Here is a 25,109-nt window from a genome sequence, read left to right as displayed (position 1 = left end):
CCTACGGGAGCGAAATGTAGGCCGGGTAAGGCGTAGCCGCCACCCGGCAATTACCGCCGACCCAACGGCACCACCAACGGCGTACCCGCCACCGGATCCTCAATAATCATGCAGCGCATGCCGTAGATCCGCGCGATCAGATCCGGCGTCACAATCTCTTTCGGCGCGCCCTGCGCCACAATCTCGCCGTCGCGCAACGCAATCAGATGCGTCGCGTAGCGGCACGCCTGGTTTAAGTCGTGCAGCACTGCCGCCAGGGTGTACCCCTGCGTACGGTTCAGTTCGCTCAGCAGTTCCAGCAGGTCAATCTGATGGCTGATATCCAGCCAGGTCGTCGGCTCGTCCAGCAGCATGATGGAGGTCTCCTGCGCCAGCACCATCGCGATCCACGCGCGCTGGCGCTGTCCGCCGGAGAGGGTATCGACGCTTTGCTGGGCCAGATCGGTGATGCCCGTCGCCTGCATCGCGCGCTTCACGGCCTCGTCGTCCTCCTTGCGCCAGCGGGTAAACAGCGGCTGGTGCGGGTAGCGCCCGCGGGAGACCAGCTCCTGCACGGTAATATCCCCCGGCGTGGTGGCGTTTTGCGCCAGCAGCCCAATTCGGCGCGCCACCTCTTTGCTGGCGAAGCGCTGGATCTGCTCCCCGTCGAGGAACACGCTGCCCTCAACCGGCGACATCAGGCGGCTCAGCGTGCGCAGCAATGTCGATTTGCCGCAGCCGTTTGGCCCGATAATGGCGGTGAAGTGGCCGTCCGGAATGGCAACGGATAAGTCCCGGGCAATGATTTTTTTACCGTAGCCGAGGGTCAAGTTTTCGCCGCGCAAGCGGGGTGTTGAATCTGTCATTTCTTGCGTGACTCCTGAACGAGCAAGACGATGAGGTAAATCCCGCCGAGGCTGACGGTCACCACGCCCACCGGCAGTTGATAAGGCGTAAACAGCCGCTGAGCGCAGAGATCGGCGGCCAGCAGTAATACTGCGCCGCACAGCGCTGCCTGGGTTAATCCCCAGCGCGCGGTGCCGCTAAGTCGCCGCGCGATATGCGGCGCGACAAGGGCAATAAACGAGATCGGCCCGGCGATGGCGGTAGACGCTGCGGTCAGCAAGACCGCCACCAGCATCAGCATCAGGCGCGAGCGCTCTACGCTCACGCCCAGCGCGCAGGCGCTGTCGTCGCCCATCTCCAGCAGCCGCATGCGCCTGACCAGCAGCAGCGCGCCAATAAACATCAGGATAATCAGCGGCGCGGCGGGCCAGGTTTTTCCCCACGTCAGACCGTTGAGGGAACCGGCGTACCACAGCCCGGCGGAGAGTGCGGTTTCCAGCGACGCCTGTAGCAGAAGCCAGGTGTTAAACGCCATCAGCATCGCGCGGATGCCGATCCCGATGATGATCAGGCGGAAGGTGTCGATGCCGTTGCGCCAGGTCAGGGCCCAGATAAGCAGGGAGGTGAGAATGCCGCCCGCCATCGCCGTAAAGGTAATGGCCATGAGATGCTGCCCGAACAGCACCATCGCCACCAGCACGCCGCTCCACGCGCCGGTATTCAGGCCCATCACGTCCGGGCTGCCGAGGGGGTTACGCATCAGCGACTGGAATATTGCGCCGCTGACGCCAAGCGCTGCGCCAACCAGGATCGCCATCGCCACACGCGGCAGTCGCCATTCGGTGACCACCATGGTGATGTTACGTGGCGCGCTGCCGGTGAGAGCGTGAAAGACCTGCGCGAAATCAAGCGTTACGGCACCGCTTTGCAGGCTCCAGACCGCCAGCAGCAGACTGGCGACGACCAGCAGGGCGACGCTGGTGAGTAATCGACGGGACGGGGCCATCATGCGCCACCCCCGCGTCTGCGTCGTACCAGGAAGATCAGCACCGGCGCGCCGATAAAGGCGCTGACCACCGAGACGCGCAATTCACCCGGCACCAGCAGGCGGCCCAGTACGTCGGCAAACAGCAGCAGGGCAGGGGTCGCCAGCAGCGTGACCGGCAGTGACCAGCGGTGATCCGCCCCCACCAGCCAGCGCGCCATGTGCGGCATCATCAGGCCGATAAAGGCAATCGGCCCGACGACGGCGGTCGCGCTGCCGCACAGCACGGTGATGACAAGCAGGCCCGTCAGCTGCGTGCGCGCCACGCGGTTGCCGAGGGCGGTCGCGGTGTCGCTGCCGAGGCTCAGGCTGTTGAGCGCCCGGCTTAAACACAGCGCTACGGCGGCAGAGATAAACACCGGGAATGCCACCACTTTCAGGGTATCAAGGGTACGGATATCCAGCGAACCGGCCTGCCAGAAGCGCAGCTGGTCATACACGTCCGGGTTGAGCAGGGCGATGCCGTTCGATAAGCCTTCCAGCACCGCCGCGAGCGCCACGCCCGCCAGTGTCAGACGTACCGGGCTGAGCTGTCCGCCGCCCTGGCTGCCGGTAAAGGCCACCACCAGCGAGGCGGCCAGCGCGCCGCAGAAGGCCATCACCAGCTGTTCAGACGGAGAGGTGAAACCAAACAGCGCCGCGCCGAGCACAATGGCGAAACTGGCACCAGAGTTCACGCCGAGAATGCCAGGGTCCGCCAGCGGGTTGCGGGTGAGGGTTTGCATCAGGGCACCGGCAAGCCCGAGTGCGCCACCGGCCAGCAGGCCGGCAAGGGTGCGGGGCAGCCGGGCGTCGAGCACGATAATGCAGTCGGCGCTCTGGCAGGTACCGGAGAGTGCATCGACAATAACGGACGCGGGCAGCGGCTTCGCGCCAACCAGCAAACTGAGTGCAATCGCAAGGATCAACAGCAGCAATAAAACGGGCACGGCTACGGCGCGCACCGCGGAAGAGGAAAACGACATAGCAACGTCCATGATGTGATAATGATAGTAATTATCGTTATCTATCTTATTTGGCTATGTTAGCATGTGCGCCCATGGAAATGGTAGACCGATACCTCAAGGCCTTGTCATGAATCAAAAATCCTGGCTGCTCAACCTCAGCCTGCTGAAAACGCACCCGGCGTTTCGAGCGGTTTTTATCGCCCGCTTTATCTCCATTTTATCCCTCGGCCTGCTCGGGGTCGCCGTGCCGGTACAGATCCAGACCATGACCCACTCCAGCTGGCTGGTGGGGTTATCCGTCACCTTAACCGGCGGGGCGATGTTTATCGGCCTGATGGTGGGCGGCGTGCTGGCGGACCGCTACGAGCGTAAAAAACTGATCCTGCTGGCGCGCGGCACCTGCGGGGTGGGCTTTGTCGGGCTGTGTCTGAACGCAATGCTGCCGGAGCCGTCGCTGATGGCGATTTATGCCCTGGGCCTGTGGGACGGCTTTTTTGCCTCGTTAGGCGTGACGGCGCTGCTGGCGGCCACGCCCGCGCTGGTCGGGCGCGAGAACCTGATGCAGGCGGGGGCGATCACCATGCTCACCGTGCGTCTGGGATCGGTGATTTCGCCGATGGTCGGCGGCCTGCTGCTGGCGACCGGCAACGTGGCGTGGAACTACGGCCTTGCCGCGGCGGGAACCTTTATCACCACCCTGACGCTGCTGCGTCTGCCGCTCCTGCCACCGCCGCCGCAGCCGCGCGAGCATCCGCTGAAGTCCCTGATGGCCGCGATTCGTTTTCTGTTCAGCAACCCGCTGATTGGCGGCATTGCGCTGCTCGGCGGCCTGCTGACGATGGCGAGCGCCGTGCGCGTGTTGTACCCGGCGCTGGCGGGCGAGTGGCAGATGAGCGCCTCAGAGATTGGGGTGCTGTACGCCGCCATTCCGCTCGGCGCCGCGTGCGGGGCGCTGACCAGCGGAAATCTGGCGCAGAGCGCGAGACCGGGGTTAATCATGCTGGTGGCGACGCTGGCCTCGTTTATCGCGATTGGTTTCTTCAGCCTGATGCCGGTGTGGGCGCTGGGGGTGATGTGTCTGGTGATTTTTGGCTGGCTGAGCGCGGTCAGCTCTCTTTTACAGTACACCCTGATCCAGACCCAGACGCCGGAAGGGATGCTCGGGCGCATTAACGGCCTGTGGACGGCGCAGAACGTCACGGGCGATGCGATTGGCGCAGCGATCCTCGGCGGGCTGGGGGCGATAATGACCCCGGTGGCGTCGGCGAGCAGCAGCGGGTTTGTGTTAGCCGTGGTTGGCGTAATTTTATTGGCGGTTTTGGTGGAGTTGCGTCGGTTCAGGCAGAACCTGTAGGTCGGGTAAGGCGTAGCCGCCACCCGACAAAACGCCCGGTGGCGCTGCGCTTACCGGGCCTACGGGAAACGTGCCACTTATTTAAAAATTGAATTCAAACGCTGCAACACCAACAACGCGCTGTAATAATCCAGGCGGAACGTCTCCGTTCCCAGCGCCCAGACGCGCTTGTTCTTGACCGACGGCAGATGCGCCAGCAGCGGATTGGCGTAAATCGCGTCCACGTCTTTCTGGTCGCCGGCAAACACGAACAGCCCTTCGCCGTTCAGCCCCGTCGCCAGGTTTTCCCCGCCCAGCTGAATAATGTCGTGACGCTTGCCCTGGCTTTGCGAGGTGTGCAATCCATCAGGTAACGCCGCCAGCGTGAAGCCCAGCTGGTGCAGCAGCTTGCCCTGAGCCGAGTCTGTCGTCCACAGGTTCGCCGTGTGCGCCGCGGCGGTGTAGACGATGGCGTTCACCGGCTGCGGCGGCAGCTTCATCTGCTGCTTCACCTGGGCGAGCTGTTTATCGAAGGCAGCGATGCGCTCTGCGGCCTGTGTTTCCTGCCCGGTGATCGTCCCCAGCTGGGTCAGCAGTTCCTGCCAGCTTTTGTCGTCGTAGTTAATGATAAGCGTCGGGGCGATGGCGGAAAGCTGATCGTAGAGCGCCAGCGCGGAATCCCCGCCGGTGGCGCTGATCAAAATCAGGTCCGGCATCTGGGCCGCGACCGCTTCGGCGCTCGGCTCGCCGATGTACAGCCGGGCAACCTTACGCTGTTTCGCGATATCGCCCCACTGACGTAAAAAGCCCTGTGCATCCGCCACGCGGTTGTTTGGCGTGGTGGCTCCGCTGGCAATAACCGGGGCGTCAATGGCCAGCAGGGAGCCGGTTAGGGTCACGCTGGTGGAGACAATGCGCGTCGGTTTGCTCTCAAGCGTATGTACGCCGCGGCTGTCTGTGACCTGACGCGGCCAGTCGGCGGCCGTCGCTGAGGTTAGTCCTAAAACAAAAAGTCCTGTTAAAAGAAAGGCATTACGGCAAACGGCAGGGAGTTTCACAGAGCGGCATCCTGTTTTTGTTGAAGTTAATGCTTCTCATTTTCATGATTGCGGGGAAGGTATGCAAGCGTTAGTCGCACAAGTTGTTTGCTCTGCGGTTGACACCAGGGCGATGTGGGATTAGGTTAGCCGACGAAAATATAAATGATAATCATTATTACTGCTTTTATCATTTTAGGAGGATGATATGGATACGTCATTGGCTGAGGACCTTCAGCACACCGCGACCACGCTGCAATCAGACAGCTTTTTCTTTATGTCGCCCTATCGCAGTTTTACCACGTCAGGCTGTTTTGCCCGTTTTTCTGAACCCGCCGTCGGCGGTGACGATCCGGCGGGCCCCTTTCAGCAGAAATTAGCTCAGGCTTTCCAGAATGCGAAAAACAGCGGCATTGCCCATCCGGTGATGGTAGGGGCGATCCCCTTCGATACCCGCAAACCGTCATCGCTGTTTATTCCGCAACGCTGGCAAACCTTCTCTCGCCCGGCGCGTCAGCAGTCCGCACGCTACGCCTCCGGCGCGCAGACGCTGAATGTGCAACAACGCACCGAGATCCCGCCGCAGCCGGTTTTCGAGGAGATGGTCGCCCGCGCCGCGTCGCTCACCGCCACGCCGCAGGTGAATAAGGTGGTGCTGTCGCGCCTGATTGATATCGCCACCGACAAACAGATTGATAGCAGCGCGCTGATGGAGCGTCTTATCGCCCAGAACCCGGCGAGCTTTAACTTCCACGTACCGCTGGAAGACGGCGGCGTGCTGCTGGGCGCCAGCCCGGAACTGCTGCTGCGTAAAGAGGGCGCGCACTTTAGCTCGCTGCCGCTGGCGGGCTCTGCGCGCCGTCAGCCGGACGATGTGCTGGATCGCGAAGCGGGCACTAAGCTGCTGGCCTCCGAAAAAGACCGTCACGAGCACGACCTGGTAACGCAGGCGATGAAAACCATTCTGGAACCGCGCAGCCATCATCTGACCATGCCGGCTTCCCCGCAGCTCATCACCACCCCGACGCTGTGGCATCTGGCGACGCCGGTAGAAGGTGACGCGCGTGAAAACGAGAACGCCCTGACGCTGGCCTGTCTGCTGCACCCGACGCCAGCGCTGAGCGGCTTCCCGCATCAGGCGGCAAAAGAGCTGATTGCCGAGCTGGAGCCGTTCGATCGTGAGCTGTTCGGCGGCATCGTCGGCTGGTGCGACAGCGAAGGTAACGGCGAGTGGGTGGTAACTATCCGCTGCGCGCGGCTGCATCAAAATACCGTTCGCCTGTTTGCCGGCGCGGGTATTGTGCCTGCTTCCTCCCCGGTGGGCGAGTGGCGCGAGACGGGCGTGAAGCTCTCCACCATGCTCAACGTGTTTGGTTTGCACTAAGGAATACTCATGACCATCCCTTTTACCCGCTGGCCTGAGGATTGTGCCCGCCGCTACCGTGAAAAAGGCTACTGGCAGGATCTGCCGCTGACCCACATCCTGACGGACCATGCGGACAACGATGCGGTCGCGATAATTGACGGCGATCGCCGCATCACCTACCGCGCGTTTAATCAGGCGGTGACGAATCTGGCGTCTGTCCTTCAGGCGCAGGGGCTGCATCGCGGCGAGACCGCGCTGGTGCAGCTCGGCAACGTGGCCGAGTTCTACATCACCTTCTTCGCGCTGCTGCAAATCGGCGTCGCACCGGTCAACGCGCTCTTTAGCCATCAGCGCAGCGAACTCAACGCCTACGCGGAGCAGATCAAACCCGCCGTGCTGATTGCCGACCGCGACCACACGCTGTTCGCGGGTGATGATTTTCTCAATACCTTTGTGGATGCGCATCGCTCGGTACGCGTTGTGCTGCTACGCGGCGATAAGGGCGAACACGCGCTGGAGGCGGCGATTGCACGCCCGGCGGACAATTTCATCCCGAACCCGACGCCCGCCGACGAAGTGGCGTTCTTCCAGCTCTCCGGCGGCAGCACCGGCACGCCGAAGCTGATCCCGCGTACGCACAACGACTACGACTACAGCATCCGTCGCAGCAACGAAATCTGCGGTATCACTGCGCACACCCGCTATCTGAACGCGCTTCCCGCGGCGCATAACTACGCCATGAGCTCGCCGGGATCGTTAGGCGTCTTCACCGCGGGCGGCTGCGTGGTGCTGGCGAACGATCCGAGCGCCACGCTCTGCTTCCCGCTGATTGAGCAGCATCAGATAAACGTCACCTCACTGGTGCCGCCCGCGGTCAGCCTGTGGTTGCAGGCGATTGCCGACGGCGCGGGGAACGCCCAGCTGAAATCCCTTGAACTGCTCCAGGTAGGCGGCGCACGTCTCTCCGCCACGCTTGCGGCACGTATTCCGGCGGAAATTGGCTGCCAGCTTCAGCAGGTGTTTGGCATGGCGGAAGGGCTGGTGAACTACACCGCCCTCGACGATGCGCCGGAGCGCATCATCAATACCCAGGGCCGCCCGATGTGCCCGGACGATGAAGTGTGGGTGGCGGACGAGGACGGCAACCCGCTGCCGCGCGGGGAAGTCGGGCGTCTGATGACGCGCGGCCCTTACACCTTCCGCGGCTATTTCAATAGCCCGGAACACAACGCCAGCGCCTTTGATGCCAACGGTTTCTACTGCTCGGGCGATCTGATCGCCATCGATGAGCAGGGTTACATCACCGTGCAGGGGCGCGAGAAAGATCAGATCAACCGCGGTGGCGAGAAGATCGCCGCCGAAGAGATCGAAAACCTGCTGCTGCGCCACGACGCGGTGATCCACGCCGCGCTGGTGAGCATGGAAGACAGCCTGCTGGGCGAAAAAAGCTGCGCGTACCTGGTGATGAAACAGCCCCTGCGCGCGGTGGAGGTGCGCCGCTTCCTGCGCGAGCAGGGCGTCGCCGAATTTAAGCTGCCGGACCGCGTGGAGAGCGTGGATGCGCTTCCGCTCACGCCGGTCGGCAAAGTTGATAAGAAACAGTTGCGCCTGTGGCTTGCTGAACGCGCCCGGGGCTGAGGAACAGAGAATGGCCATTCCAAAATTAACCGCATACGCGCTGCCAACCGCCGCCGAACTGCCGACCAGTAAAGTGAACTGGGCGTTTGAACCGGAGCGCGCCGCGCTGCTGATCCACGATATGCAGGAGTACTTCCTGAACTTCTGGGGCGAAAATAGCGACATGATGCAGCAGGTAGTGGCGAACATCGCTAAACTGCGCGCGTACTGCAAAGAGCACAATATTCCGGTGTACTACACCGCGCAGCCGAAAGATCAGAGCGATGAAGACCGCGCCCTGCTGAACGATATGTGGGGGCCGGGCCTGACTCGCTCGCCGGAGCAGCAGCGCATCGTCGCTGAGCTGACCCCGGACGAAGCGGACACCGTGCTGGTGAAGTGGCGCTACAGCGCGTTTCACCGCTCGCCGCTGGAGCAGATGCTTAAAGAGACCGGGCGCAACCAGCTTTTGATCACCGGCGTGTACGCCCACATCGGCTGCATGACCACCGCCACCGACGCCTTTATGCGCGACATCAAACCGTTCTTTATCGCCGACGCGCTGGCGGATTTCACCCGCGACGAGCACCTGATGTCGCTGAAATACGTGGCAGGACGTTCGGGCCGCGTGGTGATGACCGACGAACTGCTGCCGTCCGTTCCGACAACGAAAGCCGCGCTGCGTGAGCTGATCCTGCCGCTGCTGGACGAGTCCGACGAGCCGATGGATGACGAAAACCTGATCGACTACGGTCTGGATTCAGTGAGGATGATGGCGCTGGCCGCCCGCTGGCGCAAAGTGCACGGCGACATTGATTTCGTGATGCTGGCAAAAAATCCGACCCTCGATGCCTGGTGGGCGCTGCTCTCCCGCGAGGTGAAGTGATGGCTTTTGATTTCACCGGTAAAACGGTCTGGGTGACGGGCGCGGGTAAGGGCATTGGTTATGCGACCGCGCTGGCATTTGTGGAGGCCGGGGCGCAGGTGACCGGGTTCGATCTGGCTTTCCCTCACGGCGAATATCCGTTTGCCACCGAAACGCTGGACGTGGCGGATGCGGCGCAGGCGAGTGACGTCTGCGGGCGTTTGCTCAGCAGCCTTGAGCGGCTCGATGTGCTGGTTAACGCGGCGGGCATTCTGCGTATGGGCGCGACGGATCAGCTCTCCCAGGAGGACTGGCAGCAGACCTTTGCGGTCAACGTCGGCGGCGCGTTCAACCTGTTCCAGCAGACGATGGGCCAGTTCCGTCATCAGCAGGGGGGGGCGATTGTGACGGTGGCCTCTGACGCGGCGCACACGCCGCGCATCGGCATGAGCGCCTACGGCGCGTCGAAAGCGGCGCTGAAAAGCCTGGCGCTGACCGTCGGGCTGGAGCTGGCGGGCAGCGGCGTACGCTGTAACCTGGTGTCGCCGGGTTCAACGGATACCGACATGCAGCGCACCCTGTGGACCAGCGATGATGCGGAACAGCGGCGCATTCGCGGCTTTGGCGAGCAGTTCAAGCTCGGCATTCCGCTCGGTAAAATTGCCCGTCCACAGGAGATTGCTGCGACCGTGCTGTTCCTGGCATCCGATGCCGCCAGCCATATCACCTTGCAGGATATCGTGGTGGACGGCGGCTCCACGCTGGGGGCGTAATGATCTGGAAACGTCATTTAACGCTCGAGGAGCTGAACGCCACCAGCCTGAATACGATGGTGGGGCACCTTGGCATCGTCTATACCCGCCTCGGGGACGATACGCTGGAAGCAGAGATGCCGGTGGATGCCCGCACCCACCAGCCGTTTGGCCTGCTGCATGGCGGCGCCTCGGCGGCGCTGGCGGAAACGCTGGGCTCAATGGCCGGTTTTCTGATGACCCGTGACGGGCAGAACGTGGTGGGCACGGAACTGAATGCCACGCACCACCGCGCGGTCTCTCACGGTAAGGTACGCGGCGTGTGTCAGCCGCTGCATCTGGGCCGTTCCAGTCAGAGCTGGGAGATCGTGGTGTTCGACGAGCAGGGGCGGCGGTGCTGTACCTGTCGGTTGAGTACGATGGTGTTGGGGTAAGTCATTCAGCTGAAAGTGATCGGCTTAACACTGTGGTGTAAATCTCTGGTTTGACCACGCATTATTGCGTTTCAAAGTTGTTAAATTTTATCCGTTGTTCTAGAAACAAAATGTAACATCTCACTGTTTCACAACAACGGACAACAACTATGAACAACTCAGGGAAATACCTTACGTGGGCGGTGCTCTCCGTGGTGGGAGCCTTTGCCCTGGGCTATATCGCCCTCAACCGGGGGGAGCAGATCAACGCGCTGTGGATCGTCGTCGCCTCCGTCTGCATTTATCTGATCGCATACCGTTTTTATGGCCGCTATATCGCGAAGACGGTGCTGGGCGTAGACGGCACGCGCATGACGCCAGCCGTGCGTCATAACGACGGTCTGGACTACGTGCCGACCGATAAAAAAGTGCTGTTCGGTCACCATTTCGCGGCGATTGCCGGGGCAGGCCCGCTGGTGGGGCCGGTACTGGCCGCGCAGATGGGCTACCTGCCAGGGATGATCTGGATCCTCGCGGGGGTGGTGCTGGCGGGCGCGGTGCAGGACTTCATGGTGCTGTTCGTCTCCACCCGCCGCGACGGTCGTTCGCTGGGTGAGCTGGTGAAAGAGGAGATGGGCGCAACCGCCGGGGTGATTGCGCTGGTGGCGACCTTTATGATCATGGTGATCATCCTCGCGGTGCTGGCGATGATCGTTGTGAAAGCCTTGACCCACAGCCCGTGGGGAACCTATACCGTCGCCTTCACCATTCCGCTGGCGCTGTTTATGGGGATCTATATCCGCTATCTGCGTCCGGGGCGCATTGGTGAAGTTTCAGTTATTGGCCTGGTGTTCCTGGTGTTTGCCATTATCTCCGGCGGCTGGGTAGCGGAAAGCCCGACCTGGGCGCCGTTCTTCGACTTCACCGGCGTGCAACTGACCTGGATGCTGGTGGGCTATGGCTTCGTGGCGGCGGTGCTGCCGGTATGGCTGCTGCTGGCCCCGCGTGACTACCTCTCCACCTTCCTGAAAATCGGCACCATCGTCGGGCTGGCGATCGGCATTCTGATTATGCGCCCGACCCTGACCATGCCTGCGCTGACCAAATTTATTGACGGCACCGGCCCGGTCTGGACCGGTAACCTGTTCCCGTTCCTGTTTATCACCATCGCCTGTGGGGCGGTGTCGGGCTTCCACGCGCTGATTGCCTCCGGGACCACGCCGAAGATGCTGGCGAATGAAAATCAGGCCTGCCTGATTGGCTACGGCGGCATGCTGATGGAATCCTTCGTGGCGATTATGGCGCTGGTTTCGGCCTGTATTATTGACCCGGGCGTTTACTTTGCGATGAACAGCCCAATGGCGGTACTGGCACCGGCCGGCACCGTTGACGTGGTTGCCTCTGCCGCGCAGGTGGTCAGCGGCTGGGGCTTTGCGATTACCCCTGAAACGTTGACGCATATCGCTAATGAGGTCGGCGAGCAGTCGATTATCTCTCGTGCAGGCGGGGCACCAACGCTGGCGGTGGGCATGGCCTACATTCTGCACGGCGCGCTGGGCGGGCTGATGGATGTCTCGTTCTGGTATCACTTCGCCATTCTGTTCGAGGCGCTGTTTATTCTGACGGCGGTGGATGCCGGTACGCGTGCGGCGCGCTTTATGTTGCAGGATCTGCTGGGGGTGATCTCCCCGAACCTGAAGCGTACCGATTCACTCCCGGCTAACCTGCTGGCGACGGCGCTGTGCGTGCTGGCGTGGGGCTACTTCCTGCATCAGGGCGTGGTCGATCCGCTCGGCGGGATTAACACCCTGTGGCCGCTGTTCGGTATCGCCAACCAGATGCTGGCGGGCATGGCCCTGATGCTCTGTGCCGTAGTCCTGTTCAAGATGAAGCGCCAGCGTTACGCATGGGTGGCGCTGGTGCCAACGGCGTGGCTGCTGATCTGTACCCTGACCGCGGGCTGGCAGAAAGCCTTCAGCCCGGACAACAAGGTGGGCTTCCTGGCGATCGCCAACAAGTTCCAGGCGATGATCGACAGCGGTAAGATCCCGGCGCAGTACACCGAGTCGCAGCTGTCGCAGCTGGTGTTTAACAACCGTCTGGACGCCGGGCTGACCATCTTCTTTATGGTGGTGGTTGTGGTGCTGGCGTTGTATTCTCTGAAAACCGCGCTGGCGGCGCTGAAAGTCGACACACCGACGGCGAAAGAGACGCCGTATGAGCCAATGCCTGAGAACCTGGACGAGATTGTCACCCAGGCGAAAGGGGCGCATTAACCCGTGTGCCGGGTGGCGGCTTCGCCTTACCCGGCCTACATTTCCTGTGAGATCAGAACTATGTTCGACACCCTTTCCAAAGCAGGTAAATACCTGGGCCAGGCCGCTAAAATGATGATTGGCGTGCCGGATTACGACAACTACGTCGAGCATATGCGCGTCAACCACCCGGACCAGACGCCCATGACCTACGAAGAATTTTTCCGCGACCGTCAGGACGCCCGCTACGGCGGCAAGGGCGGGGCGAAGTGCTGTTAACCCTCTTTTGGTAAATAGAGGCTGATCTGCTCCTGTTTACAGCCGTAAATTGCCGCCAGCTTTTCGCGGGTGCGCTTTTGCGGTCGGGAGTCCAGCGCCTCAAGCTGTGATACGGCGGACTGGCTGATGTCAAGCTTCTCCGCCACCTCCTGCTGGGACATGCCGCGTAAAATGCGCCAGGCGGCCTGTAGGCTGACGTTCTCGCTATGCATGATGTCGCATACTTCACCAGGTAATCCTACGTCATCATAACAATCGTGTTCGACTTCAATATCCTCTAGATCATCATCGGTTTCGTCGTCAATTTCTGCCATCTGTAAGCACATACGAAAGTATTCATCATAGGGAATAACGACGTACTGCGCTTTTCCGTCATCGTCCTTAATTAGCTGAACAGCCATAGGGGGCTTTCTCCTCGTGAAGGTAGGTCGTTGATGTTCTGCGCTTGACGGCCAAAACATAACAATGGTTATCGGGATCGTCCCGAAGTGTAATCAGAATGCGGTAATCGCCAACGCGTAGCCGGAAATGATTTTCTGTTGCCGATATTTTTTTGATATCGGGCCGGGGAGCTGAGCGATCGTCCAGCTCAGCAAGTTTTGCTTTGATTCTTCGCTGATATCGGCCATCGATTTTGGAAAACTCTTTCTTTGCATTCTTTGACCAGACAATCTTCATCCGTACCTCCACTGTACGCCCACACAAAATATAAGGAAATAATAAGACTATTAGATAAATTCCGAATTTCTTATGGGTTACTGTAGAGCGGAGAAAAACCGCGAGAAAGCGGCAAACCGCGAATCGTCGAGGCGGCTCGAACAGGCCTCTGCCGGACGACAGAGGCATACAGTAAATTTGCGATCAGGCGTTCAGACCGCCGTCGACATCCAGACCGGTGCCGGAAATTTGCCCCGCAGCCGGGCTGGCGAGGAAGGTGACCGCCGCTGCGATATCCTCCGGCTGGCCGTAATGGCCCAGGGCAATAAGCTGACGCTGAGAGTCAGCCTGCTCGCCGTCTTCCGGGTTCATATCGCTGTTGGTCGGGCCGGGGTGGACCAGGTTGACGGTAATGCCGCGCGGGCCTAAATCGCGGGCCAGACCTCGGGTGAGGGAGTTAAGGGCAGACTTGGTCATCGAGTAGACGGCGATCCCCGGCTGTGCCACGCGGTTCGCCAGACAGCTACCGATGTTGATGATGCGTCCGCCGTCAGACATATGCACCAGCGCTTCCTGAATGGCGATCACCACGCCGCGGATGTTGACGTTGATCAGAGCGTCGATGTCCGCCAGGGTCATGGACTCCAGCGGGCCGCCGCGCGCAATCCCGGCGTTATTGACCAGAATATCCAGCCCGCCGAGGGAGCGCGCCGCCTGCGTGACCGCATCCTGAATCGCCTGCGCGCTGGCGCTGTCGGCCTGAATCGCCTCGCCGTGTCGCCCCAGCGCGTTGATCTCATCGACAACCTGCTGGGCTTTATCGACGGATTTTTCGTAGGTGATAACCACATCGGCACCGGCGCGTGCCAGCGACAGCGCAATCGCCCGACCCAGCCCACGACTGGCGCCAGTAACCAGCGCCTTTTTACCTGTTAAATCGATCTGCATGATGACCTCGTTGCAAGAGTGGAGAGAATCATCCTTAGGTATAGCCCGTCGGCGCGATTAACGGCTGAAGGATTCCACCTTCTCAAACGCGGCGCGCAGCACCTCAGGCGTTAACGTCACCGGCAGATAGTGAATCGACTCCACCGGGCGCAGGGTGTGGGCAATGACCTTATCCAGCTCGTCGCGGTTGTGAATATCGACGTCCAGCTCGCGAAGCGTGGTCGGCAGATTGAAGCGCTGGTACGCCGCCACCAGCTGCGCCAGCACGTCGTCCTGACCGAGCAGGGCGCTCTGCACCAGAATGCCGTAGGCCACCTTGGTGCCGTGCAGGTATTTTTCCGTCTGCGGCAGCACGGTTAAGCCGTTGTGCACCGCGTGCGCCGCCGCCACGCGGGTATAGCGCTCACCCAGACCGCCGACCATTCCGCCTCCGGCAATAATCGCATCCACCACGTCCCGGAACGCCTGCGTCTGTTCGCCGCGCTGCTGATCCGCAAGCGCTTCTTCGCTGCGTGCCAGCAGCACGTCACGGATCGCCAGCGCACCGTTCAGGCCAAGACGCACGGTCAGCGGCAGACTCTCAGGTTGAGGGGCGAGCACCGCCGCTTCGTACCACTTCGCCAGCGTATCGCCGATGCCCGCCAGCAGATATTCCGCCGGGGCGTTAAGGATGATCTGCGGCTCCACCAGCACCAGAAAGTTGGCGTCGTCAAAAATCTCAAACTGTAGCGCCTGACCGGCATCGTTGTACCAGACGGAGAGCGGGGTCCACGCCGCGCAGGTGGCGGCGATAGTGGGAATGCCTACGAACGGCACGCCCAGACGACGCGCCACGGCCTTGACGGTATCCATTACCGCACCGCCGCCCACGCCAATCACCACGCTGGTTTCACTACCCGACTCGTTCACCAGATGGGTGACGTCACGCTCGCTGCAATGGCCCTTAAACAGCAGATGTTTTGCCCCCGTCGCGTTAAAACTCTGCGGCAGATAAGGGCGTGCGCCCTCGATTGCCCGCTCGCCGTAGATCCACACCGCGCGGGAAAGCTGTTCCGGAGTAAAGAAATCATCCAGGTGGGCAAGGCTTCCCGGATGAGAGAAGTAGTTCGCCGGGCCGGGCACGACGCGGATATCGGTGTTGCTCATGAAGTTGTCCTTTTTTAGCAAGCGCTAACCCGATGTTATGTCTGGACATCCGGATGGCTAATAATATTTTGCTTTAACTTATGCCTTTTACGTCGTTGTCAGTCAACAAGAGCTGTGAAAAATTCGCTAAATCAGAAGAGTAATGAAGGATTTACGCGGATGGTTTCCAGTCGCCTTGAGATGCGCGGTATCAGCCTGGCCTTTTCCGGCTTTCAGGCCCTGTCGCGCGTGGATTTCACCCTGAACGGCGGGTCGGTGCATGCGCTGACCGGCGCCAACGGCGCGGGGAAATCGACGCTGATGGCGGTGCTGTGCGGGACGCACGATCGTTATGAAGGCGAAATCTGCATTAACAACCAGCCGGTAAGTATCCGCGAGCCGCTGGACGCCAAACGGCTGGGTATCCACCTTGTGCAGCAGGAGGTGGATGTGGCGCTCATCCCCGGGTTAAGCATTGCCGAAAACATCATGCTCGACCAGTTGGCGCATCCGGGGCACCGCTACAGCTGGCGCGCGGTTCGTCAGCAGGCGCGGCAGGCGCTGGCGCAGCTGGATGTTTCGCTCGACGTACGCCGCTCCATCGACAGTTGCACGCTGGCTGAAAAACAGCAGATTTTGCTTGCGCGGGCGCTCTCGCACCACTGCCGTTTTCTCATTCTTGATGAGCCCACCGCGCCGCTGGACGCGCACGAGAGTGAGCGTCTGTTTGCGGTAGTAAGACGTCTGCAACAGCAGGGTATCGGCGTGGTGTTTATCTCTCACCGCATTCACGAGCTGAAGGCCATCTGCGACACCCTGACGGTGCTGCGCGACGGCAGGCTGATTGAGTCCGGCCCGATGGCGGATCTGAGCGGCGAAGCGATTGTTGAGAAGATGCTCGGCCACGAGCTGAGCGATATCTATCCGCCCCCGCGCCCGCCGCACGGTGAGGAGACGCTGCTGCGGGTGGAAGGGCTGCACGACGATGCGCTGCTGAAAGATATCTCCCTGCACCTGCGCAAAGGTGAAATCCTTGGCATTGCCGGGCTGGCGGGGGCGGGGAAAACGGAACTCTGCAAGGCGCTGTTTGGCGCCAGCAAAAGCCGCGTCGCGCGCGGCGAGCTGAACCATCAGGCCTGGAAACCGCGCGATCCGGCAGACTCGGTACTGCGCGGTCTGGCGCTGGTGCCGGAGGAGCGGCGCAAAGAGGGCATTTTTATCGACGAGCCGGTGAGCATGAACCTTGCCGTGTGCGCCGATAACAGCTTCTCGCGCTGGAGCCTGTTTGGTCATCGTCAGGCGTGGCGCTGGGCAGAAGAGGTGATCGCCCGCGTCGGTGTGCGCACGCGCGGGCCGGGGCAGGTGCTGCGTCGGCTTTCCGGCGGTAACCAGCAGAAGGTCGCCATCGGCAAATGGCTGCGCAATGACGCCAGCGTGCTGATATTCGACGAGCCGACCAAAGGCGTGGACGTGAAGGCCAAAACCGATCTGTTTCAGCTGATCGACGGCCTGGCGCGCGAGGGCAAAGGTGTCATTTACGCCTCGGGCGAGTTCGCCGAGCTGGTCGGGCTGTGCGACCGCATCTGCGTGCTGTGGGACGGACGCATCGTGGCGGAAATCGCCGGAGCCGAGGCCCGGGAAGAGACACTACTTTATTATTCAACCGGAGGAACGGCGTCGTGAGCAAGGCCCTTTCAGTGAACGCGGCGGCGTCTGGCCGTCAGCAGATTTTCGATTTTCTCTACAGGTGGGGCATGCTGTTGACCGTCGTCGCGCTGGTAGCGGTGTTTGGCCTGGCGTCGGACAGCTTCCTCGATCCGAACAACATCATCAACATTCTGCGCTCGATTGCCATCGTGACGGTGATTGCCATCGGCGTCTCGATTTCGCTGACCGTCGGCGGGTTCGATCTCTCGGTGGGGTCAACCGCATCGCTGGCGAACGCGCTGGTGATTTCGCTTTTCGTCTGGCACGGCTTCGGCACCACCGAGTCGATTCTGCTTACCCTTGCGCTCTGCACGCTGGTCGGCCTGTTTAACGCCTTTCTGATCGTCATCCTGCGCATTCCGGACATGCTCGCGACCCTTGCCAGCCTGTTTGTCATCCAGGGCGTGGCGATGACCTACAGCTACGGCGGGTCGATTACCGAGAACATGGTGCTGCCGAGCGGCGACATGGCGGAAGGGACCATTCCGGCGGCGTTCAGCCTGCTGGGGCAGGTGCCGACCATTGTGATCGTCATGCTGGTGGTGACGATTCTGGCGCAGCTTGGCCTGTCGCTGACCACCCACGGACGCCGGATGTACGCCATTGGCGGCAACCCGGAAGCCGCGCGCCTTTCCGGCATTCGCACCACGCGCTACAAGGTGGCGGCCTACGTGATCGCCTCGCTGCTGGCGGGACTGGGTGGAATTTTGCTGGCTTCGCGTATCGGTTCATCGCAGGTGAATGCGGGGGGCGGCTACCTGATGGATGCGGTGGCGGCGGCGTGGATCGGGTTCTCGCTGGCCGGGTCCGGCAAGCCGAACGCGCTGGGCACGCTGGTGGGGGCGGTGATCCTCGGCGTGCTGTCGAACGGGCTGGTGATGCTCTCCGTGCCGTATTACGCCATGGACATTATAAAAGGGCTGGTGCTCGCGATGGCACTGGCGATTACTTACATACAAAAACGCTGACAACACAACGGGATAATAAATGAAAAAGATTGCGCTCTCTTTAGTAGCTCTTGGATTACTCACTTCTTTGCCGGGCCTGGCGGCTACCCCCGCGCCGGTTCCGGCCGCCATTGCCAGCCATGACGGCCCCATTCGCATTGCGGTGATCCGCAACCTGGGCTCGGACGACAACACCACGCAGTTTGTTGCCGGGGCGATTCAGGAAGGGAAAAAGCTCGGCTTTAAGGTCAGCACGTTTTTAAGTAACGGGGACGACGCCAGATTCCAGGATTTCGTGAACCAGGCCATCAGCCAGAAATACGACGGGATTATTCTCTCTCAGGGGCGCGATCCGTACTCCACCGCGCTGGTAAAGAAGGCGGTGGATGCCGGGATTAAAGTTTCGGTGTTTGATACCGCCGTGAACGGCGAGATCCCGGGCGTAACCGTTACCCAGCAGGACGATGCCTCCCTGACCAACCTCTCTTTTGGTCAACTGGCGAAAGATTTCAACGGCAAGGCCAATATCGTCAAGCTGTGGGTCGCGGGCTTCCCGCCGATGGAGCGCCGTCAGGCGGCGTATAAAGAACTGCAAAAGCAGTATCCGGAGATTAAAGAGCTGGAGTCCATCGGCGCGGTCTCCTCTGACGTGCAGGGCGACACCGCCAACAAGGTGGGGGCGATCCTCGCGAAATACCCGAAAGGTAAAATCGACGCCATCTGGGGGACCTGGGATGCCTTCAGCCAGGGCGCGTATAAGGCGCTGAAAGAGAACGGCCGCACCGAGATCAAGCTCTACAGCATCGACATCTCCAACCAGGATCTCCAGCTGATGCGCGAGCCGGGTAGCCCGTGGAAGGTGAGCGTGGCGGTAGATCCGAAGCTGATTGGCGCGACCAACGTACGCCTGATCGCCAATAAGATTGCCGGAGAAGCGACGCCTGCCACCTACGATTTCAAGGCGGCGGCTATTCCGCAGGCGCTGCTGACCGCCCAGCCGGGCGCGGTGAACGTGGCGTCTCTGGGGAAAATCATTCCAGGCTGGGGCCAGACGGAAGATTTTATCGCGCCGTGGTTTGCGACGCTTGCCGCTAAAAACAAGTAAACCAAGCCGGGTGGCGGCTGCGCCTTACCCGGCCTACATTTCGCACCCGTAGGCCCGGTAAGCGTAGCGCCACCGGGCGTAAGGAGCATAAGGTGTCTCAATTACCCCCTCCCGAATACAGCCGCAATATGCGGCTGATTGGCCATAGCGACCAGGGCGGTCGTCCGGACGGTGTACAGCTGATGGTGCACCGTGGTTTCGCCTATATCGGTCATATGGTGTCGCAGGGCTTTTCCATTGTTGACGTGCGCGATCCGAAAAAACCAAAAGCCGCAGGTTACGTGCCCGCGCCGCCGGGTACCTGGAACGTACACCTCCAGGCGCACGACGATCTGCTGCTGGTGATTAACGCCCGGGATCTGTTTGCCGATGCGCGTTTTGCCGATGAGAAGGTCTACTACACCCGCCAGGTGGGGGAGACCGTCAGCGACGTGCAGGATAAAGGCTGGAGCGCCGGGCTTCGCGTCTTTGATATCTCCACGCCGGACGCGCCGCGCGAAATCGGCTTTCTGTCGCTGAGTGGCATCGGCATTCACCGCATCTGGTACGTCGGCGGCCGCTGGGCCTACGTTTCAGCGCTGATCGACGGCTTTACCGATTACATCTTTCTGATCATCGATCTTGCGGACCCGCGTAAGCCTGAAGTCGCGGGGCGCTGGTGGCTGCCCGGGATGAACCAGGCCGAAGGTGAGAAGCCGGGCTGGCCGGAAGGCAAACGCTACGCGCTGCACCATGCGATTATTGCCGGCGACACCGCGTATGGCAGCTGGCGTGACGGCGGCCTGACGCTGCTGGACGTGAAGGACCGCACCCGGCCTAAGCTCATTAGCCACCGTAACTGGAGCCCGCCGTTTGGCGGTGGGACGCACACCGCGCTGCCGCTGCCGGATCGCGACCTGCTGGTGGTACTGGACGAGGCGGTGCTGGATAACCAGCAGGACGGCGAAAAGCTGATCTGGCTGTTTGATATCCGCGAGCCGTCGAATCCGGTAAGTATTGCCACCTTCCCGCAGCCGGATGAAACTGACTACGTGGCGAAAGGGGCGCATTTCGGCCCGCACAACCTGCACGAGAACCGGCCGGGAAGCTTCGTCAGCTCAACGCTGATCTTCGCGACGTACCAGAACGCGGGCGTGCGCGCGTATGACATTTCCAATCCGTATCGCCCGGTAGAAACGGGAGCGCTGGTGCCCGCGGCGCCGGAGAGGATGATGGATACGCGGCCCAACCGCCCGCAGGTGATCCAGTCGTGCGACGTGTTTGTGGATGCGCAGGGGATTATTTACAGCACGGACTATAACGGCGGGATGTCGGTGATTGAGTATCTGGGGTGAGTTTTTGCCGGGTGGCAGCTTCGCCTTACCCGGCCTACATTTTGCACCCGTAGGCCCGGTAAGCGCAGTGCCACCGGGCAAACGTTCTCAACTGTACTGCCGCACTCGCGCCACCAGCTCTTCCGCGCTGTCGATGCGGTCGGCAATGACAATCAGCGCTTTACCGAGGGATATTGCATGGCGGAGGCATTCGTGGCGCATGGCTTCATCCTGGATGGTATCGATATCCGCCACGTGTGAAAGCCCGACGCTGCGGCGAATCAGCTCGGTGCCGCAGAACCCGATGGCGTCATGCCAGACCTTTTTCAGGAACGCGGAGGCATAGCCCGGCGCGCTGAGTGCGGCGTCGCGTGCTTTCTCGTTTACCAGCGCCTGGAAGTGCTCCGCGAAGGTGTTCCACAGTTCCTGAATATCGGTCAGGCGCTGCTCGCGCGCGGCGGCGGCATCGCGAATGCCGAGGTGCCCAGGCAGGCCGCAGAAGTTCAGCAGCAGGTTGCCGATGGCGGTGCCAACGTCAAAGCCAATCGGCCCAAAATAGCCGAACTCAGCGTCGATGGCCTTCAGGCTGCCTTCGGCCACAAAAATCGAACCGCTGTGAATGTCTCCGTGCAGCAGGGCTTCGGCGTGCGAGAAAAAGCGGTGCTTGAGGGAGGCCACGGCGATTTTAAGCTGGGCGTCGTCGCGCAGGGCGGCAACGTCGTTTTCCAGATCGGCCGGGTAGCTGTTGCGCGCGTGGATCTGGTACGGATCGTTAAAGAACAGATCTTCGGTGATCTCGCACATCTCCGGGTTGATGAATTTCGCTACCTGCGCTTTTTTATCGTGCGGATGCAGATAAAAATCGCTGGTGTGGAACAGGGTGTGAGCCAGATATTCCCCCAGCTGACGCGCCGCCTGGGGGTAGTAAATGTTGTTAATCAGCTCGCCGCGCCAGATGCGATGGCTGGAGAGATCTTCCATCACCATCACCGCCAGTTCCGGGTCAAAGTGGTGGATTTTCACCGTGTGCTGCGGGCTGTGCTGGTAATGCTCGACCAGGGTTTGCGCTTCAAGACGGGCACGATCCAGCGTCAGCGGCCAGGATTCGCCGACGCAGCGTACATAGGGCAGCGCCTGCTTAACGACGATGCGGCTCACGCCCGCGCGGTCGAAAATTTTAAAGACCAGGTTGAGGTTGCCGTCGCCGATTTCCTGCGCCTCTACCAGCGATGAAGGATCGTCAAGTCCGCCAAACTGCCTGGCATACTCCACGGCGTCCTGAGCGGTAAAGGTACGGTATTGCGACATGGCCTGCTCCTCAGTTTTGCTAATTAAGACATGTAGACGTCTATACATCTGGATTTCATCCTGACACAATGTGCTACAACAACGCAACAGGGAATTAACGACATGCAGACATTACAGACGACCAGCCTGCGGGTGGCGGATAATCAGCTCTTTATTCTCGACCAGCAGGCGCTTCCACAGGAGAAACGCTGGCTGGATGCCTCGACGGTCGAGGCGCTGGTCGGGCACATCCACGCCCTGCGGGTGCGCGGCGCGCCGCTGATTGGTCTCTCTGCAAGCCTGTTGCTGGCGCTGTTAGCGGAAAGCGGCAAAAGCCGCGACGAGCTGGCGGTGGCGCTGGAAACCCTGCGCGCCTCCCGCCCGACGGCGGTGAACCTGATGAATAACCTCGATCGCATGAAGAATGCGCTGTGGCAGGAAGATTATGTTCCGGCGCTGGTGGCTGAAGCGCTGCGGCTGATTGACGAAGACAAACGGCTCTGTGACGCTATTGCCAGTGCTGGCAGCGCGCTGGTGAAGCGCGGCAGCCGTCTGCTGACCCACTGCAACACCGGCGGGCTGGCGACGGCGGGCGTCGGTACCGCGCTGGGGGTGATTGCCCGCGCGCATCAGGAAGGCAAGGTAAGCAACGTCTGGGTGGATGAAACCCGTCCGCTATTGCAGGGCGGCAGGCTGACCGCGTGGGAACTCGGCGAGCTGGGCGTACCGTATCAGCTGATTACCGACTCCATGGCCGCCAGCCTGATGGCAAAAGGGCAGGTGGACGCCGTGTGGGTGGGTGCAGACCGCATTGCCGCCAACGGCGACGTGGCGAACAAAATCGGCACCTATTCCCTGGCGGTGCTGGCGAAGTTTCACGGCATTCCGTTCTACGTCGCTGCCCCGCAAACGACCCTCGACCCGGACTGCCCGAACGGTGACGCAATCCCGATTGAGCAGCGCGCGGCCAGTGAAGTGACGGGCGTGGCGGGGAGCTTTGGCGCGGTGCAGTGGGCGCCGCAAGAGGCGCAGGTCTATAACCCGGCGTTTGACGTCACCCCCGCCTCGCTGATTAGCGGCTGGGTGCTGGATACAGGCGTGGTCACACCGGACGAGGTAGCGAAAGGGAAATTTGCCTGAGTCCGGCTATCCTTTAAGGGCGTTCCCTGAGAGGACAACATCGTGACGCTCGATCCTGACACAGACTTAAAACTGGAGCGCGTGGTGGATGCACCGCGCGACCTCAGCGATTGCGCGTCATCCGACGAAGGAGATCCGCGAGCAGCATGAGCAGATGGGCTTCCATGAAGGGTAGGGTGTTGTGCTGGATCAGCTGGTGGGGTATTATGTGAAGACTCTTCAACCCCCTCTCCCACAGGGAGAGGGGGCTAACCGTGCCTGTTCAGACTATGCCAGGCGTGGATACGCATCCGCAATCGCATCCCCGGTAAACTGTGCGACCCAACCCTCCGGGTTATCGAAAATACGAATCGCCGTAAAGTTCGGCTCTGAGCCCATATCAAACCAGTGCGGCGTGCCCGCGGGAACGGAAATCAGGTCGTTTTTCTCGCACAGCACCTGATACACCTCATCGCCGATGTGCAGGCAGAACAATCCCGCCCCTTCCACGAAAAAGCGCACTTCGTCTTCACCGTGAGTGTGTTCGTTCAGAAACTTCGCGCGCAGCGCCTCTTTCTGCGGATTGTCGGCGCGCAGGCTGATCACATCCCAGCTCTGGTAACCTTTCTCTGCCACCAGCTTGTCGATCGCATGCTGATAGGCCGCGATCACGGCTTCAGGCGCGGGATCGTGCCCTAAATCGCGATCCGCAGCCCAGCGTTCAAACCGCACGCCTTTGGCGTTGAGCTGTTGGGCAATCTCGGCGGCGTCGGTGCTGTGCCACTGGTGCTGACTGGCGTCTTTATCGGAATAAATGGTCAATGCGCTCATGAAGGGATTTGCTCCGGATTAATCTCGTCAAACTGGTGGATCTGATGATGATGGCTTGCGCCGTCATCTTCACCGCGAATCAGTTGCAGGGTACGAAAACCCGCCTGCTCAGCCGCGTCCAGCTCCTGATGAATATCCGACAGAAACAGGATCTGCGACGGGGCAATGCCCGTTTGCGCCGCAATATTTTGATAAGACTGCACCTCGCGCTTGGCGCCAATGTGGGTATCAAAATAGCCGCTGAACAAATGAGTAATATCACCTTCGTCGCTGTAGCCAAATAACAGTTTCTGCGCGGCGACAGAGCCAGAGGAATAAACATAGAGATCAATCCCTTGCGCCTTACATTTTTCCAGCGCGGGCAGTACGTCAGGATAGAGGTGTCCGGTAAAGTCACCGTTGACGTAACCGTCCTGCCAGATGATGCCTTGCAGGGCTTTGAGCGCCGTCGATTTGCGGTCTTCATCCATAAAGGTAAACAGTACGTTGATGAGATCGCTGACGCTGGCATGCGGAGCGCTGATTTCATCGCGCAGGTTGTCCAGAATCGATTTGACCGGCTCGGCGTACTGCTGCGCGGTCACGAAGGCCGCCAGCCGCTCACGCGCGTAGGGGAACAAAACATCATGGACAAAACGGATATCGCTGGTGGTCCCTTCAATATCCGTCACAATCGCGCGAATCATACTCTCTCCCATTGTCGTAAACGCATTTCGCATTCAAATAAGAATTCTAAACCTTCCAGATGACGGCGGGCTTCGGCCACGTCGCGTCCCCAGCAGGTTAAGCCATGACCGCGCAGAAGAAAACCATAATTAAGCGGGCGTTCCTGCGCGTAATGGGCGATGCGCGAGGCGAGGGCGTCGATGTCCTGGTCGTTATCAAACACCGGGATGGCCACCGTATCCTGGTGCGTGGTCTGCCCGGTAAGGGATTTTTGCATCTCGAAACCGGTGATCTTCAGCTCGGCCTCGTTGACCAGACGCGACAGCACCGTGGCATTGACGGTGTGAACGTGCAGGACGGCGTTAGCCTCGGGAAACAGGCGATAGATGAGGGTATGCAGCCCGGTCTCTGCCGACGGTTTACGGCCAGACGGCGCACGGTTGGTGGCAATTTCAACCTGTAGAAAATCGGCGGTGGTCAGGCTGCCTTTGTCTTTTCCGGATTCGCTCAGCCAGCACAGGTGTTCATCCTGACGCACGGACATATTGCCGCCGGTAGCGGGCGCCCAGCCTTTAGCGCCAATCCAGCGGCAGGCCTCGACCAGGTGTGTGAGTTGCAGGTTGTCTGTCATTTCCTTTTACCCTCTCGGTCAGGAATATTTATATCGTTT

Annotated in this window: 25 protein-coding genes and 1 pseudogene; 14 read left to right on the top strand and 12 right to left on the bottom strand. The window is 60.7% G+C overall.

Annotated elements, in window-relative coordinates; all coding sequences use genetic code 11:
* Positions 1–50: 50 nt before the first annotated feature.
* The 3 genes from fepC to fepD are packed head-to-tail and all read right to left on the bottom strand — an operon-like array spanning position 51 to position 2,835.
* Positions 51–845 (bottom strand): iron-enterobactin ABC transporter ATP-binding protein, encoded by a 795-nt coding sequence (fepC, locus tag SK58_RS18045; RefSeq protein ID WP_032652926.1) that lies wholly within the window; start codon positions 843–845, stop codon positions 51–53.
* Positions 842–1,831, bottom strand: a complete 990-nt coding sequence (gene fepG / locus SK58_RS18040) for an iron-enterobactin ABC transporter permease (protein WP_075262171.1) — start codon at positions 1,829–1,831, stop codon at positions 842–844. The genes fepC and fepG overlap by 4 nt, the downstream gene beginning before the upstream one ends.
* On the bottom strand, positions 1,831–2,835 hold the full coding sequence (gene fepD / locus SK58_RS18035) for a Fe(3+)-siderophore ABC transporter permease (RefSeq protein WP_017382515.1): 1,005 nt from the start codon (positions 2,833–2,835) through the stop codon (positions 1,831–1,833). The genes fepG and fepD overlap by 1 nt, the downstream gene beginning before the upstream one ends.
* A 109-nt stretch (positions 2,836–2,944) precedes the next feature.
* On the opposite strand from fepD, the gene entS reads away from it, so the two are divergent.
* Positions 2,945–4,171: an enterobactin transporter EntS gene (gene entS / locus SK58_RS18030; protein ID WP_017382514.1), complete on the top strand. Its 1,227-nt coding sequence runs from the start codon at positions 2,945–2,947 to the stop codon at positions 4,169–4,171.
* 77 nt (positions 4,172–4,248) lie between these two features.
* On the opposite strand, the gene fepB is transcribed toward entS, so the two are convergent.
* Positions 4,249–5,208 (bottom strand): Fe2+-enterobactin ABC transporter substrate-binding protein, encoded by a 960-nt coding sequence (gene fepB, locus SK58_RS18025; RefSeq protein WP_032103091.1) that lies wholly within the window; start codon positions 5,206–5,208, stop codon positions 4,249–4,251.
* A gap of 187 nt (positions 5,209–5,395) precedes the next feature.
* On the opposite strand from fepB, the gene entC reads away from it, so the two are divergent.
* From entC to SK58_RS17990, 7 genes are all read left to right on the top strand, one after another.
* Positions 5,396–6,571, top strand: a complete 1,176-nt coding sequence (entC, locus tag SK58_RS18020; protein WP_017382512.1) for an isochorismate synthase EntC — start codon at positions 5,396–5,398, stop codon at positions 6,569–6,571.
* A gap of 9 nt (positions 6,572–6,580) precedes the next feature.
* Complete coding sequence (gene entE, locus SK58_RS18015) at positions 6,581–8,191, top strand: (2,3-dihydroxybenzoyl)adenylate synthase EntE (protein ID WP_048220280.1); 1,611 nt, start codon at positions 6,581–6,583, stop codon at positions 8,189–8,191.
* 10 nt (positions 8,192–8,201) lie between these two features.
* The gene (locus SK58_RS18010) at positions 8,202–9,056 is read left to right on the top strand and encodes an isochorismatase (RefSeq protein WP_015571175.1); all 855 of its coding nucleotides are present in this window, start codon (positions 8,202–8,204) and stop codon (positions 9,054–9,056) included.
* On the top strand, positions 9,056–9,808 hold the full coding sequence (gene entA, locus SK58_RS18005; RefSeq protein WP_015571174.1) for a 2,3-dihydro-2,3-dihydroxybenzoate dehydrogenase EntA: 753 nt from the start codon (positions 9,056–9,058) through the stop codon (positions 9,806–9,808). Before SK58_RS18010 ends, entA begins: the two co-directional genes overlap by 1 nt.
* The gene (entH, locus tag SK58_RS18000) at positions 9,808–10,221 is read left to right on the top strand and encodes a proofreading thioesterase EntH (protein ID WP_015571173.1); all 414 of its coding nucleotides are present in this window, start codon (positions 9,808–9,810) and stop codon (positions 10,219–10,221) included. The genes entA and entH overlap by 1 nt, the downstream gene beginning before the upstream one ends.
* Before the next feature lie 149 nt (positions 10,222–10,370).
* Positions 10,371–12,476 (top strand): pyruvate/proton symporter CstA, encoded by a 2,106-nt coding sequence (gene cstA / locus SK58_RS17995; protein WP_017694336.1) that lies wholly within the window; start codon positions 10,371–10,373, stop codon positions 12,474–12,476.
* A gap of 60 nt (positions 12,477–12,536) precedes the next feature.
* Positions 12,537–12,734, top strand: coding sequence for a YbdD/YjiX family protein (locus SK58_RS17990; RefSeq protein WP_006809671.1), 198 nt, complete (start codon positions 12,537–12,539; stop codon positions 12,732–12,734).
* Here the strand turns inward: SK58_RS17990 and SK58_RS17985 are convergent.
* The 4 genes from SK58_RS17985 to SK58_RS17970 all read right to left on the bottom strand — a co-directional run bounded on the left by SK58_RS17985 (position 12,731) and on the right by SK58_RS17970 (position 15,485).
* On the bottom strand, positions 12,731–13,135 hold the full coding sequence (locus SK58_RS17985) for a helix-turn-helix domain-containing protein (protein WP_023303271.1): 405 nt from the start codon (positions 13,133–13,135) through the stop codon (positions 12,731–12,733). The genes SK58_RS17990 and SK58_RS17985 overlap by 4 nt on opposite strands.
* On the bottom strand, positions 13,116–13,412 hold the full coding sequence (locus tag SK58_RS17980) for a type II toxin-antitoxin system RelE family toxin (protein WP_023303272.1): 297 nt from the start codon (positions 13,410–13,412) through the stop codon (positions 13,116–13,118). The genes SK58_RS17985 and SK58_RS17980 overlap by 20 nt, the downstream gene beginning before the upstream one ends.
* A 183-nt stretch (positions 13,413–13,595) precedes the next feature.
* Positions 13,596–14,339 (bottom strand): SDR family NAD(P)-dependent oxidoreductase, encoded by a 744-nt coding sequence (locus SK58_RS17975; RefSeq protein ID WP_017382507.1) that lies wholly within the window; start codon positions 14,337–14,339, stop codon positions 13,596–13,598.
* 57 nt (positions 14,340–14,396) lie between these two features.
* Positions 14,397–15,485, bottom strand: a complete 1,089-nt coding sequence (locus tag SK58_RS17970; RefSeq protein ID WP_047063326.1) for an oxidoreductase — start codon at positions 15,483–15,485, stop codon at positions 14,397–14,399.
* A gap of 159 nt (positions 15,486–15,644) precedes the next feature.
* Here SK58_RS17970 and SK58_RS17965 point away from each other — a divergent pair, with 159 nt between their 5' ends.
* The 4 genes from SK58_RS17965 to SK58_RS17950 all read left to right on the top strand — a co-directional run bounded on the left by SK58_RS17965 (position 15,645) and on the right by SK58_RS17950 (position 20,557).
* Positions 15,645–17,147, top strand: coding sequence for a sugar ABC transporter ATP-binding protein (locus tag SK58_RS17965; RefSeq protein ID WP_023296101.1), 1,503 nt, complete (start codon positions 15,645–15,647; stop codon positions 17,145–17,147).
* The gene (locus SK58_RS17960) at positions 17,144–18,139 is read left to right on the top strand and encodes an ABC transporter permease (protein ID WP_032103096.1); all 996 of its coding nucleotides are present in this window, start codon (positions 17,144–17,146) and stop codon (positions 18,137–18,139) included. The genes SK58_RS17965 and SK58_RS17960 overlap by 4 nt, the downstream gene beginning before the upstream one ends.
* Positions 18,140–18,158: 19 nt before the next feature.
* Complete coding sequence (locus SK58_RS17955) at positions 18,159–19,223, top strand: sugar ABC transporter substrate-binding protein (RefSeq protein ID WP_015571167.1); 1,065 nt, start codon at positions 18,159–18,161, stop codon at positions 19,221–19,223.
* A gap of 92 nt (positions 19,224–19,315) precedes the next feature.
* Positions 19,316–20,557, top strand: a complete 1,242-nt coding sequence (locus tag SK58_RS17950; protein ID WP_075262157.1) for an LVIVD repeat-containing protein — start codon at positions 19,316–19,318, stop codon at positions 20,555–20,557.
* An 87-nt stretch (positions 20,558–20,644) separates the two neighbouring features.
* Here SK58_RS17950 and mtnK read toward each other — a convergent pair whose 3' ends face one another.
* A complete protein-coding gene (mtnK, locus tag SK58_RS17945) occupies positions 20,645–21,844 on the bottom strand; it encodes an S-methyl-5-thioribose kinase (protein ID WP_048220278.1) in 1,200 nt (399 codons plus the stop codon).
* Between the two features lie 102 nt (positions 21,845–21,946).
* On the opposite strand from mtnK, the gene mtnA reads away from it, so the two are divergent.
* Positions 21,947–22,963: an S-methyl-5-thioribose-1-phosphate isomerase gene (mtnA, locus tag SK58_RS17940; RefSeq protein WP_040117363.1), complete on the top strand. Its 1,017-nt coding sequence runs from the start codon at positions 21,947–21,949 to the stop codon at positions 22,961–22,963.
* 103 nt (positions 22,964–23,066) lie between these two features.
* A pseudogene (locus SK58_RS23280) lies at positions 23,067–23,135 on the top strand (polyketide cyclase); the annotation flags it as partial.
* A gap of 95 nt (positions 23,136–23,230) precedes the next feature.
* Here SK58_RS23280 and SK58_RS17935 read toward each other — a convergent pair.
* The 3 genes from SK58_RS17935 to SK58_RS17925 are packed head-to-tail and all read right to left on the bottom strand — an operon-like array spanning position 23,231 to position 25,070.
* Positions 23,231–23,773, bottom strand: coding sequence for a 1,2-dihydroxy-3-keto-5-methylthiopentene dioxygenase (locus SK58_RS17935; protein WP_023315605.1), 543 nt, complete (start codon positions 23,771–23,773; stop codon positions 23,231–23,233).
* Entirely contained in the window at positions 23,770–24,459 is a 690-nt protein-coding gene (gene mtnC / locus SK58_RS17930; protein WP_048220277.1) for an acireductone synthase, read from the bottom strand. Before mtnC ends, SK58_RS17935 begins: the two co-directional genes overlap by 4 nt.
* Positions 24,456–25,070, bottom strand: a complete 615-nt coding sequence (locus SK58_RS17925; protein ID WP_017382494.1) for a methylthioribulose 1-phosphate dehydratase — start codon at positions 25,068–25,070, stop codon at positions 24,456–24,458. Before SK58_RS17925 ends, mtnC begins: the two co-directional genes overlap by 4 nt.
* Positions 25,071–25,109 lie beyond the last annotated feature (39 nt).

It is taken from the genome of Enterobacter sp. BIDMC93 (genome assembly GCF_001037805.1).
GTDB lineage: Bacteria > Pseudomonadota > Gammaproteobacteria > Enterobacterales > Enterobacteriaceae > Enterobacter > Enterobacter hormaechei_C.
This window is presented reverse-complemented; position numbering and strand designations above follow the sequence as displayed.